The 13,110-nt window shown below is 41.1% G+C and carries 11 protein-coding genes; 8 read left to right on the top strand and 3 right to left on the bottom strand.

From position 1 onward, the window contains the following. Positions 1–168: 168 nt before the first annotated feature. Positions 169–897, top strand: a complete 729-nt coding sequence (locus OFY17_RS01000) for an RNA methyltransferase (protein WP_263528824.1) — start codon at positions 169–171, stop codon at positions 895–897. Between the two features lie 79 nt (positions 898–976). On the opposite strand, the gene gndA is transcribed toward OFY17_RS01000, so the two are convergent. Then, a complete protein-coding gene (gndA, locus tag OFY17_RS00995) occupies positions 977–2,500 on the bottom strand; it encodes an NADP-dependent phosphogluconate dehydrogenase (protein WP_263528823.1) in 1,524 nt (507 codons plus the stop codon). 481 nt (positions 2,501–2,981) lie between these two features. On the opposite strand from gndA, the gene OFY17_RS00990 reads away from it, so the two are divergent. The 4 genes from OFY17_RS00990 (at position 2,982) to OFY17_RS00975 (ending at position 6,750) form a co-directional block, all read left to right on the top strand. Next, positions 2,982–4,538 (top strand): phosphoenolpyruvate carboxykinase, encoded by a 1,557-nt coding sequence (locus OFY17_RS00990; RefSeq protein ID WP_263528822.1) that lies wholly within the window; start codon positions 2,982–2,984, stop codon positions 4,536–4,538. Between the two features lie 106 nt (positions 4,539–4,644). After that, a complete protein-coding gene (locus tag OFY17_RS00985) occupies positions 4,645–5,424 on the top strand; it encodes a TatD family hydrolase (protein WP_263528821.1) in 780 nt (259 codons plus the stop codon). A 5-nt stretch (positions 5,425–5,429) separates the two neighbouring features. Then, the gene (locus OFY17_RS00980) at positions 5,430–6,293 is read left to right on the top strand and encodes an SDR family oxidoreductase (RefSeq protein ID WP_263529511.1); all 864 of its coding nucleotides are present in this window, start codon (positions 5,430–5,432) and stop codon (positions 6,291–6,293) included. A 40-nt stretch (positions 6,294–6,333) separates the two neighbouring features. Continuing rightward, positions 6,334–6,750 (top strand): hypothetical protein, encoded by a 417-nt coding sequence (locus OFY17_RS00975; RefSeq protein WP_263528820.1) that lies wholly within the window; start codon positions 6,334–6,336, stop codon positions 6,748–6,750. A gap of 83 nt (positions 6,751–6,833) precedes the next feature. Here OFY17_RS00975 and OFY17_RS00970 read toward each other — a convergent pair whose 3' ends face one another. Both OFY17_RS00970 and OFY17_RS00965 read right to left on the bottom strand, forming a co-directional pair. After that, positions 6,834–8,753 (bottom strand): beta-ketoacyl synthase, encoded by a 1,920-nt coding sequence (locus OFY17_RS00970; protein WP_263528819.1) that lies wholly within the window; start codon positions 8,751–8,753, stop codon positions 6,834–6,836. A gap of 149 nt (positions 8,754–8,902) precedes the next feature. Then, complete coding sequence (locus OFY17_RS00965) at positions 8,903–9,838, bottom strand: glucosaminidase domain-containing protein (RefSeq protein ID WP_263528818.1); 936 nt, start codon at positions 9,836–9,838, stop codon at positions 8,903–8,905. A 319-nt stretch (positions 9,839–10,157) separates the two neighbouring features. Here OFY17_RS00965 and OFY17_RS00960 point away from each other — a divergent pair, with 319 nt between their 5' ends. The 3 genes from OFY17_RS00960 to OFY17_RS00950 all read left to right on the top strand — a co-directional run bounded on the left by OFY17_RS00960 (position 10,158) and on the right by OFY17_RS00950 (position 13,026). Beyond that, positions 10,158–11,294: a GGDEF domain-containing protein gene (locus OFY17_RS00960; protein ID WP_263528817.1), complete on the top strand. Its 1,137-nt coding sequence runs from the start codon at positions 10,158–10,160 to the stop codon at positions 11,292–11,294. 429 nt (positions 11,295–11,723) lie between these two features. Further along, a complete protein-coding gene (locus OFY17_RS00955) occupies positions 11,724–12,365 on the top strand; it encodes a TetR/AcrR family transcriptional regulator (protein ID WP_263528816.1) in 642 nt (213 codons plus the stop codon). A gap of 40 nt (positions 12,366–12,405) precedes the next feature. After that, positions 12,406–13,026 carry a LysE family translocator gene (locus OFY17_RS00950; RefSeq protein WP_263528815.1) on the top strand — a complete coding sequence of 207 codons (621 nt, stop codon included), beginning with the start codon at positions 12,406–12,408 and terminating at the stop codon, positions 13,024–13,026. Positions 13,027–13,110: the final 84 nt, after the last annotated feature.

The following is a 13,110-nucleotide window of genomic DNA, read 5'->3' as shown; positions in this document are numbered from 1 at the left end:
TTCATAAAGTGATAGAACATGACGTCAAAATAAGAGCGCGAATTCTAGCGTAAAGAGGCTCGCTTTACTAGCAAAAACTTGGTGAAAAACTGAACAGTTACAAGTTTTGAATTAAATATCTGTTACCATAGTAAAGATTCAAAATCCGTTAAGATTGGTGCTTTAGAAATGCAGAATAAAATTAGAATTGTCCTCGTTAACACGTCTCACCCCGGTAACATTGGTGGAGCGGCAAGGGCAATGAAAAACATGGGATTGGCAGACTTATATTTAGTAGCGCCTAAAGAGTACCCAAGTGAAGAAGCTGTGAGTCGTGCTTCTGGTGCAACGGATATTTTGCATAATGCGGTCATCGTAGACACACTAGAAGAAGCTCTCGTTGATTGTCAGTTAGTGATTGGTACCAGTGCCCGCGAGCGAAATATACCTTGGCCTTTAGTGGACCCAAGACAAGCGGCAGATTTGGTGTTTGATGAAGGCCTAGAAACGGCTTTTGTTTTTGGTCGTGAGGACAGAGGGTTAACAAATGAGGAGTTACAACGTTGTAATTACCATGTTCATATTCCTTCAGTTGAAAGCTTTAGCTCCCTAAATTTAGGTGCCGCGGTTCAGGTTATTGCTTATGAACTACGCATGAAGTCGCTTTTATTAAAAGATAAACCGCCTGTGACTAGCAAATGGGATGTACCAGCAGCGAATGTGGAGCAAATTGACTACTTGCTTGAGCACCTAGAAAAGGTGTTGGTCAAAACAGAGTTTCTTGACCCTAATACTCCTATGCAAGTGATGACCCGATTCCGTCGTCTGTTCCAGCGTTCAAGGCTCGATCAACAAGAAGTCGGTATGTTGAGAGGCATGTTGACCTCTATGGAAAAAAAGGCAAAAGACCAACCTTAAGTATATCGTTTAGAATAAAAAAACCGCCTATGAACTTTCATTCATAGGCGGTTTTTTAGTTTTGCTGTATTAGGATAATTTAAGCTTTACGCTCAGGTCTGCCTTCTTCTTGCCAGTAAGTATGGAACTTCTTCCCTGGCTCTGCATCTACGCGCTCATAAGTGTGAGCACCGAAGTAGTCTCGTTGAGCTTGTAGTAAGTTGGCTGGCAATACTTCTGAGCGGTAGCCATCGAAATAAGCCAAAGCTGAGAAGAATGAAGGTGTTGGAATGCCTGATTGGGCAGCTAGAACGACCGCTTTACGAAGACTTGTTTGTTTTGTTGCCATAGCATCAGCAAAGTAATCACTAAGCAATAGGTTTTCCAGATCAGGATTCTCGGTAAAGGCATCGGCGATTTTCTGTAGGAACGAAGCTCGGATGATACAACCGCCACGCCAAATTTTAGCGATATCGGTAAAGTTCAGTTTCCAGTCATATTCTTTTTGCGCTGCACGCATTAATTGGAAGCCTTGTGCGTAAGCACAAATTTTTGCGCAATATAAAGCTTCTTCAATCGCTTTTTCTACGTCGTCCGCTGAAATTTCACCACTTTCAACGTCCGATACTAGTTTGCTTGCAGCAAGCTCACGTTCGCTTGTTAGTGTACTTAGTGCTCGAGCGTAAACGGATTCACTTATGATGCCAGCAGGAACTCCCATTTGTGTTGCACTAATGGAAGTCCAGCGGCCTGTGCCTTTTTGACCAGCACTATCTAGAATCATATCGACCAATGGTGCGCCAGTTGCATCGTCATACTCTTGTAGAATATCGGCAGAAATTTCTACAAGGTAGCTGTTTAATACGCCTTGGTTCCATTTTTCGAAGAGCTTACCGATTTCTTCTGGTTCGTAACCTAATAAAGAGCGTAGTAAATGGTAGGCTTCACAAATTAGCTGCATATCAGCGTATTCGATACCGTTGTGAACCATTTTTACGTAATGACCAGCGCCATTCGGACCCAAGTAAGCAGTACAAGGCTCACCTTCTTTAACTGGCTTGCCAGGCGTGTTACTAACAATCGGCTTACCATTGCTATCAACTTTCGCGGCCACGGCTTCCCACATAGGTTGTAGGTATTTCCATGAATTGGCATCGCCACCAGGCATAAGTGATGGGCCAAAGCGAGCACCGACTTCACCACCAGATACGGCCGTGCCGAAGAATTTCAGCTTTTCTTTATATTCCGCTTCTCGGCGAATAGTGTCTGTCCATTGGCTGTTACCGCAATCCACAACAATGTCATCGGGCTCTAAGCCTGCATTGATCAGGTTGTTACAAACGGCATCGACAGGGTTACCTGCAGGAACAAGTACGACAATAACTCTTGGCTTGACTAGGTTGTTAAGCATTTCTTCCATGCTTTCACAGCCGATGATACGCGGTTGAGTCACTGACTCTGGTCGCTCTGCGGCTTCCGTGTTTAAGGTGTCTTGTACTTTACTAGTATCTAGATCAAATCCTGCAACACGATAACCATGATCGGCTAAATTTAAGGCTAAATTCTTACCCATGACACCTAGGCCAACAAATCCAATATTGCAGTTCTGATGTGTATTTGACATAAAAAACGATCAACCTTTGAACGGAGTTTAAAAGAAAATTGGTTGCTTATCCTACCATAAAGCTTGGTTATTCAGACCACCTATATGTTCCAAAAAATGAAAATATTACGCTTTTTTGACTTTTTCTAATACAAAGTGATTTTTTTAAAAATAATTACAATTTTTTTTCAGTAGTAAAAAGCGTTTTTTTTAACCTTCTTTGTTAAAAAAGAAAGAAAATTACAAGCTTATATTTTGGCGGATAAAAAAAGAGAGCTTATCTCTAGTTGAAACTACGTAAAAACCTACCAAAAAGTATTTTTGTATTACAAATCAAAGTGTTAGAAACGTCATTTCTCTTTCAAATTCGTAATTAAAGAACATAAAGTTATAAGCTTGTCTGTTTTTAGATTATCTTGTTACTATCGTTTTGCTTAATAAAAGCACAGATAAAACCCTGAAATTTATTAGACAGTGATGACTGTGTAGAGGATGTAGTGAGATGAGTTCTGCAATAAACCAACCGGTAAAACATAGACAATTAACCGCGCCACAATTAGTCGAAAAAGCGCTGGAATATGGTGAGGGGAAACTTGCGGACAATGGGGCACTTGTTGTTGAAACAGGTGCTCGTACAGGTCGATCTCCAGCTGATCGCTTTATTGTAGAGGAAGACTCTAGTAAAGATTCAATTCAGTGGGGAGCAGTGAACAAACCTTTTCCAGAAGTTAAATTTTCACCTTTATGGGATCGTGTAGCTGACTACCTGAATTCAAATACATCATATGAGTCCACGGTGCATGTTGGTGCCGGTGATGAATATTACCTACCGGTTATTATGCGTACTGAAACTGCATGGCATCATTTATTTGGTCAAAACTTATTTATAACGCCAGAGACTTATAATCCATCTAATAAAGGTGAGTGGCAGATTTTAAATGCTCCTGGTTTTGTATGTGATCCTGAGCGTGACGGAACGAACTCTGAGGCCTGCGTTATCCTTAATTTTGCTGAGCGTAAAGTTTTGATTGCTGGCATGCGTTACGCAGGTGAAATGAAAAAAGCTATGTTCTCTGTGCAGAACTACTTATTACCAGCCCATGATGTTTTACCGATGCACTGTGCGGCGAATGTTGGCACAGAGCAAGATGTAACTTTGTTTTTCGGCCTTTCTGGTACAGGTAAAACAACCTTGTCTGCCGACCCTGCTCGTTCACTAATTGGTGATGATGAACATGGCTGGGGTAAAGGTACGGTATTTAATATCGAAGGTGGCTGCTACGCTAAAACCATCGATTTGTCTCAGAAAAATGAGCCGATCATTTGGGACGCGATTAAATTTGGCACCATTGTCGAAAACGTTGTACTGGATTCGAAAACAAGAGTAGCGGATTATGCAGATACCTCTTTAACTCAGAATGGACGTGCTGGTTACCCACGTGCACACATAGAGAAGAGAGTGGCAGAAAATCGCGCAGGGGAGCCAAATGCAATTGTGTTCCTGACTTGTGATCTAACGGGTGTTTTGCCACCAGTGTCTATTTTGACGAAAGAAGCGGCGGCATACCACTTCTTGAGTGGCTACACGGCCTTGGTAGGTTCTACTGAGATGGGAGCAGGAAGTGGCATTAAGTCGACCTTCTCAACGTGTTTTGGCGCACCTTTCTTTCCTCGCTCGGCAGATGTTTACGCTGAACTGTTGATCAAGCGTATTGAAGAGTTTGGTAGTCAAGTTTACTTGGTCAACACTGGTTGGACTGGGGGAGCCCATGGCAAAGGCGGAAAACGCTTTAGTATTCCAACAACACGAGCTGTTATTGCTGCGATTCAGTCTGGGGCTTTACTCGGTGCTAAAACGGAGCATCTAGCTGATGTGAATTTGGATATTCCTACTGAGGTGCCAGGAGTGGATAGTGTTTTATTAAATCCTAGAAACACTTGGTCAGATCAAGCCGAATACGAGTTGCAAGCGAAAGACCTGATCTCTCAGTTTGTGGAGAACTTTAAAAAGTTCGACACTGTTTCAGATGTTATTAAAGCGGCAGGGCCGTCTTTATAACTTTCTGGTTTGAATGACTAAAAGCCGCACTTCAAAGTGCGGCTTTTTTTATGGCTGTCATTTATATATTGGTATATTAGGTTATAAATCCTGTAATCTTTAGGTTATGTATATTGATAGCCATTGCCATTTTGATTTTGACGTTTTTGATGAGCGAAGAGACGCTTTAATGAAAGCTTGTCTTTCTGCTGGTGTGTCGGGCTTTCTTGTACCTGGAGTAAAACGATCGTCTTGGTCAAAGCTTTCGAACCTACAGCAAGGTTATTCCCAATGGCGTGTTGCCTATGGTTTACACCCCTACTTTTTATCGGAAAGTGCTGATGACGATCTTGGGTATTTGGGAGATCAATGTGAAGGCGGAAATGCCATAGCGATAGGTGAGATTGGACTGGACAATTGGCCGGGAAGTTTTGATATGGCAGTGCAAATAAGTATTTTTTGCCAGCAATTATCTATTGCTAAATCATTAAAGCTTGCTGTTATCATACATGCACGTAAAAGCTATGATTTAGTGTTCAAATGCTTACGTAAAACAGGCTTTCAACATGGTGGCGTCATCCATGCTTTTAACGGCAGTGTTGAGCAAGCTAAGCGTTTTATCGACCTTGGTTTTGTGCTGGGTATTGGTGGTACGATTACCTATCCAAGGGCGAAGAAGGCACACCGAACTTTAACTATGTTAGATAAAGAAGCCTTTGTCTTAGAAACAGATTCACCTGATATGCCCTTGTGTGGTCGACAGGGAGAAATTAACACCCCTTTATCTGTAATAGATGTAGCAAAGCATGTTGCTAGTTTAAAAAGCATGACGGTAGAAGAGGTTGCTAATCAGGCTAATAAAAATTTGCTGACAGTATTCCCTAAGTGGAACGAGGATGTATTTTGACAACTGTGGAAAATATTAATGCTCCCATTCGTATATTGCTACTCGGTAGTAATACTGAGGTAGGCTCCTCCTTATTGGAGTTGGGAAAAGAAAGAAGTGAATTTGAGTGGTTATGCCCAGATGAGTCTGTATTGCAGGGTGACAATGCCAAAGCTCACCTTCAAGAAATGCAATTTGATGTTGCCATTGATGCTTTGAGTATACGTTCAGCATTACAGAATGACTTTAGAGAATACCAATCTACTTTAGCCTACTTGAGTGAAGAGTCTGATGCACCATTAATCATGATTAGTAGTGCTAGGGTTTTCTTAGGCGACAAAACGGTAGCCTATAGCGAAGATGATATACCAGATGGTACAAGCCCATATGCTTTGGCTTTGGTTGAAGCTGAGTCTATCGTGGTAAAAAATCCTAAAAATATTGTTTTACGTACTGGCTGGTTGTTTAGTGGTAAAGGCGACGATTTTGTTTGTCGAACATTAGAGCTTATCGAAGATGGTGTTAATCTTGCTTATAAAGATGATTTGATTGGCAGTCCAACTCCCGTATCCGATTTGGCACGTGTTATTTTTTCCGTTATTAATCAGGGGCACTACGGCGCTGAAAATACTGGGGTATATCACTATTGTGGTGCAGAAGAAATCAGTTGGGTTGGTCTAGTGGAGGCGATTGTTGCCACCTCGAGTCAGCTGCGACCAGATGTCCAACAAGAAATTGAGGTGATTTCTGAAACAGATTTTGAAACGGTTGAAAGGCAGCGGCAGTCGCTATCTTGTCGAAGGATTTTTAATCACTTTGGTGTAAAGCAGCGCCCGTGGCGTTCTAAACTGAGGAATTTGGTGAAGGAATTGCATCGCAATAAATCATAACCAATTAAGTCTAGCGGGAACAAAAGACATAGGGGGCAATGTGTATAGAATAAACCATAAGGCAATAGTATTTCTTTTTGTTGTTCAAGCATTTGTTGGGCTTCTCTGGTATTCCTTCAAACCTATGTCTTTTATTGAGCAGGAACTAATTGGCAGCCCTGCTGAGTCACTTTCCTCTGTTGTAATGCTGTTGTTTGCATTGTCTATTTATATTTATCTATTGTTTACGGCGTGGCTGTTGTCAAAAATGCACGGAGTGTCTAGTGCTACTCGATGTAGTGCCGTGTTGGGAATGTGGTTATTTGTTACCTTACCAAACTACGTTTTTATTAGTTTACACTTTGACTTTAATCAAGGTGAAACCCTATACCTATTGTCGTATGGTGCCTTGAGTTGCTTTATTACAGCGGCTATTTTGCCTCTTTGGGGGGCTTCTAGGTCTATCTTTAAGAGTTGATGGTTGTAAGGGGTAAAGTTCTTAGGGTAGAAAAAACTACCCATATGAAGTTATGGGCAGTTTAGTCGTATGGTAGTTTTTACTTAAACTAAATCGTCAAACTCATTCTGAATATCGATTAGATCTACCGCTATTTCATAACCAGGCAACTTAATGTGCTCATTGGTTATTTCTAAATCTTCTCCACCGAGTACATTGTGGCCGAACTTGTAGACAGGCAAAGCCTCCCCACGAATAGCGGCTTGGTTGTATTCTTCAGCAGCATTCACTACAAGCTTATTTTTTTCTTTGTAGGTGTTAAGTTGTGCTGCATCGTAGCGCTTTTCTAGCATCTTCATCACTTGATTAGGTGACAGCAATACGGCAGTCGCATTGTTACCGCCAAACCCTTTCGAATTTAGAAGTGCAGCATCGAAGTGGTCTTTACCGTAATTTTGGTGCTTTAGCTGAAATTTTAGGCCGTCTTGGTAGACATCGTCAGCTACTAGGTCCGACGTTGTAATTCCCGGTAAAATTCCGTCTTTCCAAACGCCTAATGATAGGTGGAGCTGATCACCACCCGCAGTACCTTGTGAATGACCTAAAAAGGCTTTCATCGCGGTAACAGGAATACCTTGAGCACCAAAGCTTGTGGCAGCTTTGCTTAATACATGGGACTCAGTAACGCGATTTTGCGGTGTGCTGGTTCCATGGGCTTGGATAAAGGTGCGTTCTGTTAAACCATCGTTTCCTATAATGTTTTTCAGGTAAGCCATGGCTTTGCTCATGGTGAGGTAGTTACCAATACCAGGAGCTGAAATAGACTTCTTGTGTCCATCTGCATAGGAGAAGACGGCTGGAACAGCACCGAAGATTTCTGCGCCTAATTCAATGGCAAGCTCATCATCCATCAATAATGTCCACTGGCTGGACTCACCTATAGTGAAACCGCAGTTTTGGGCAAACGGGCGACAGCTTCGAGTGTGATCTGGTTCTGCTTGATTGGATATTTGATCAAGGGCCAGCAATGCAGTGTCTTCTGCCAAAGCTCCCATAGTTCGGAAGCCTTCTATGATCTCTGGAGTAATAGGAGCGTCACTGCCGCCGACCATAGCAACTCGGAATTTACCAGATTTGATGCCTTCAATAGCTTTTTCTAAGTTAAAGAAGTAGGTGGCACAAGCGCCAATAGATGTACCTACATTACCGGTACTGCCTAGTAAGTAAGCATTTACAAAATCTGCTGGCATTTGGGCGTAGCCAAGAGGAAGATGCTTAGATGTCGTGCGTTTCCCCATTAGTGCAGATTTAAGCATTCCGCCAAATCCTAGATCATCCATTTGACCTATTGAGTTAGCTGCATAAACGGCCATTTGATCAGGTGCAACATGGCTGCGAATGGTATCCCATTCAATACCACTGCTTTTTATCGCATCAGAAGCGCCGTATACCGTCATTTGTAATCCACGGGGATGATTACGGCTTTGGTAAAGCTTTGATGGATCAAATCCTGTAGGTAATTGTCCAGCGGCTTTGACAGATAAAGATTTGGTATCCTTGATGAAGGTTTCAAGGTTTCCATTCACTGTTACTTTACTCAAAGTGCTAGAGACTTCTTCGATTTGCCAGTTGGTAGGGCGGTTTTTAGGAAGTGATCGGGTTTTTGCAGTAAAACTGAGTTTTTCTTCTGACTCGGTTGCATTTAACGACGTTGATGTATGGATAACAACATTATCAACATCAAACAGATCTGGGTGTATTCTGCGTATTAAAGTTTGGGCTAGTACGGAATCACCAATTTGGTCTACTAATTCTTCTGCGTCAAATGCTTCACCAGATTCAGTAAACCATTTGCCATTTTTGTATTCAGCCATCTGAGTGATGGTGGCAAGATCAAGTAAAACGTCTTGCTGTACTGAGCTTGGCAGAAGGTCAATCACAATGCGTCGATACGCTTGATGCGAAGATGTACGACCAGCTGAATTTATTCCGCCAAAGCCAACGATAACAGGTAAACGGGCCAATTCAATTTCCTCGTTCTATAAATGAGTCATATATTACGTGGTTGTAAAAAAGAGATGAGGATACTTCGTCACCTGCGATGTAAGTACGTAATACGTGTAATTTTCTTTTTATATTTTGTTGGCTTTCGCCCTAAAGAAAACGCGATAGATTATTGTATCTCAGAAAGTGTCTGAGCGTGGTTAAAACGCCACAGTTTATTATAATTTATTAAGCCTTCAATTTCCTCTACATAAACTTGGCCTTTTTCTGAGTAATGAATAAGGCCATGAGTTAAATCTAAACCAGTAATTTCTTTGTTTTCATCTCGCAGCATGGCACGAGTAGCGCGAAGTTTCTTGTAAGCACCATTGCTGTTTAAGTTATTGATGTATGCAAAGACAGACTCTTTAGCTCCAGCGAACTTACGTACCTCGTGGTTCGCGTCTGAGTTTCTTGATGCAGGCACGAGTCCGCAGCCTTTTCTAAAGCACCATTGACCAAAGAAGTTGTTTCCTTGTGTGGCAAAACGCGATGTTCCCCACGCAGATTCATTGGCGGCTTGAGCTAATACCAGGGAAGCTGGAATGATATCTATATAAACAAGCAGTGTTGATAGATGTTCTTTGTTATAAGAATCCAAAACTTTTAATTTAGAACGCTTGCGCAAGGATGAGATCCATTGGATGTCCGAAGGGGACAGCTGCTCATCACTTTCAATTAAGTCCATAAGACGCTGACGGTTCTGTAAAACCAAAGTGTTCTTTTCTTTAATGAAAGGCGTTAAAAAATTAAAGAATGTTTCTTTGCGTTCTTTGATGTTAGCTATCTTGGCAAAATCTGGAATGCTGCCGTTAGAGGCGTTGTTGGTTGGCTTGTTAACTGGTTGCTTAGTAACAGGCGTTTTATTCTCTGCTTTGCTTTCTTGGGCTTTAGGCTTGTTAGCTAATTGCTCAACGGCTTGCTGCGGCTCTGAAGTCTCAGTGGCGCTTTTCTCCGCTTGTTCAGCGCTTTTGGAGACCTTGCTTTCTTCAATAGAAGAGTCCACCCTAATCCATAGGATGAGAACCAAGATAAGGGAAATTACCCACAGTATTTTCTTTTCCATAAAGTATGACTCTGTAACAATTGATTGTTTTAATACAAGGCTTAGTAGCCGAATATGTAACAAATTCAGCTGAAAATATTTGCCATTATCCTTAAATTGTAGAGAGTTTAATAGGCTTTCACGAATATTTTGACTATTCAGATGCTCCCTTTCTTTATAAGTCGTGCTAATAGGTTTTCTATGACGGTGCTTTTTCTTGCAAAAGAAGATTACCTCGTTTTACTGCCCTTTTTACAGTTGTGTTGGTATTGTTCTGTCGTCATGGGTAATAAACTATGGCATTGTAAGTTTTTTTGAGTTGGAGAGTTTTAGTAGGTTTATGCTTGAGCGACTGAAGTTATTGTTTTTCCCTAGTCTCATTTTTATTTCCAGTATTTATGCCAGTATAAATGTCGACCTGTTGTCGCCTTTATGGCTCAGTCTGCTACCTCTTTTACCTTTTATTATGGCAACACTTGCGTTGGTACTGGCGTGGCATTTCAACAAAGGTCGAGTGTTGGTGTTGGTGCTTCTCTTATTGTTACCAAAACTTTATGGTGACTACGTAAGTGAAGGTTCATTTGTTGCTTATTTAGTCGTATCTTGCCTTTGTATTGCCCTATTAAGCTTTCTGCCTGAAAGGGGCTTAATGAACCGTTTTGTTATTAATCGACTGCTTTTCATTTTTATGCTGGTGACTTGGTGTTACGCCATTGAGCAAAAATGGGTGTCTTTTTCCTTTCTTAATTTCACTTTCTTACAAACGAATAAGACATGGTCTGACGTTCTTTTATGGGGCGTTTTGTTAGTGAGTTTATCGACAGTATTTCTTTCTTGGTGGTCAAGTAGAGATGCTTTTAAGGCCTGTGGCTTTATTAGTATTTTAAGCTTAATAGGAATTCATTATTTTTCTTTTTCAGGACATAGATTGGATGTTCTGTTAGCGGCCCAATTTTTGTTATGGATTTGGTTTGCTTTGATGGAAGGGTATCGAATGGCTTACCTAGACGATATGACGAAATTACCCGCTAGAAGAGCATTAAATGAACGTTTGATAGGGCTTTCTAAGCGCTATGCCATTGCCATGGTCGATGTGGATTTTTTTAAAAAATTTAACGATAGCTATGGCCATGACATGGGGGACAGGGTTTTACAAAATGTTGCCGATCAAATGAAGCGGTGGTGTTCTCCGGGAAAAGCATTTCGATATGGTGGGGAAGAGTTCACCATAGTTTTTTCGAATGATAAAAAAGAGGAAATTAAAGAGGTTTTAGAAAACGTTCGTTTAAATATTGAAGAATCCTTAATTGAAGTATTTGATCCTAAAAAGAAGAAAGATATGGAAGTTAGTGTCACTGTGAGTATTGGCCTTGCTTTGGCGGAGCAGGGAGAAGCGCCGGATTCGACTTTAAAACGAGCTGACGCTGCTTTATATGTGTCAAAAAAGAAAGGTCGGAACCGAGTCACTATTGCTTAATAAAACAACTTTTTACGTAGGTATTGTAAAAAAACTGAACAAATGGTCAAAAAAGTTCCGTTAAACTATTGAACTTGGAAATGAACTGCCTATAATGATTCTCAATCAATTTATTAGCGTTCTTTATTCTTGTAAATAAAGAAAGCTGTACCTCGATAAAGGGGGAGCAAAACATTAACTTTCAGTGTCTTAACTGAAAGTTAATCACAGCGCCAACGTGGTGTAACAGTTAGCTTGATGATGAATGCCTATAGTTATTAAGTCTCTGTTACGAGGGGAAATGGGGAGCCAATTGGCTCCCTTTTTTTATGCGACCTTTAGATTATTTACTTACAGAGTGCTAACAATGATAATCTTATTAGTGATTGTCTAGGGTGCGGTGTTTATACCTTCCCTGTAAGTAAATGTTTTCTGCGAGAGACTACCCCGTTGACTAAAGTAATAAGAGCGAAAGATCAGCTTAAATCTCATATTAGGGCGCAAAATCAAGCGCTTATCTTGGAAACCTCAGAGCGAGTGTTTGCTCGTCAAGGGTTGGCTAAAACCACGACACAAATGATTGCTGATGAAGCGGGTTTGCCTAAAGCGAATGTCCATTATTACTACCGTTCCAAGAAGGATTTATTAGAAGCGGTTTTAGAGCGCATACTAAGTCTTTGGTTAGAGTCTGTTAGTGAATTTAACTTTGAAGATGGTCCGAAATTGAGTCTTACTCGATATATAAGCGAAAAAATCGACCAGTCTAGAGACAATAAAAATGCTTCTAAGGTATTTGCTATGGCGCTTATCGGTGAAGAGCCTTTTGTATTAGATTACTTAAGAAAATTCTTTGTGACAGAGCTGGCGCGAGAAAAAGAAACCATAGAGCAGTGGGTAGAGTCTGGCTTAATGGAGAAAGTTTCCACCGAGCATTTGTTTATTAGTATTTGGGCAATGACCCAGACTTATGCGGATTTTGATGCTCAAGTGAAAGTCTTTTTGCAGAAAGATGTGCTTGAGGAATCAGATTACCAAGAAGCGAAATTATTTATCACTCGTATGATTCTTGCTGGTTGTGGTGTGAAGGGCTAATAAGAGTTTGTAATAGCTAAAGTATTCAAGGAGGTAGTGTATGACATTAGAAAGTGGAATTACTTTTTTTATCGCCATCTTTATTTTCGGAGTTACACCGGGGCCGGGAATCTTTGCCATCATGGCTAAAAGTATGTCGAAAGGAGCGAAGGCCAGTGTGTCGCTTTGTGTTGGTATGGTAATGAGCGACATAGTGTATTTAGTTATGGCCTGTTACGGATTGGCTGCTATAGCCTCTGCATGGGAAGAAGTGTTTATTGCTATTCGTTATATTGGTGCGGCATATCTTATCTACCTAGGTTGGAAAATGTGGACAGCCCCTATTGTTTCTCCTGATGATCAGTCGAAGCAATATGAGTCGCAAAGTGAGATGGCGAGTTTTTTACAGGGCTTTATGATTTCAGCCTCTAACCCCAAAGTGGTTTTATTCTACATCGCATTTTTACCGACCTTTATGGACCTTACTGTCTTAAATGGTGCGGATATTGTACTGGCGGCTATTTTGGCTTTTGTGGGCTTGATGTCAGGTATCTCTATGGTATCTCTAGGCGCAGCGCAAGCAAGAAAGCTTATGAAGTCTGAGCGCAGTGTTAGAACTCTGAATAGGACTTCTGGCGGTATTATGGCCAGTGCAGGCGCTTTTCTCGCTTTTAAAGGCTAGGTTTTGAATCGCATCAGAACTTTTAAAAAGCCCTAGTTTAAGCCATTTGAACTAGGACTTTTTTATGAAGTGCTTCTTGTGATA

The organism is Marinomonas sargassi, assembly GCF_025716875.1.
GTDB classification, from domain to species: domain Bacteria; phylum Pseudomonadota; class Gammaproteobacteria; order Pseudomonadales; family Marinomonadaceae; genus Marinomonas; species Marinomonas sargassi.
This window is presented reverse-complemented; position numbering and strand designations above follow the sequence as displayed.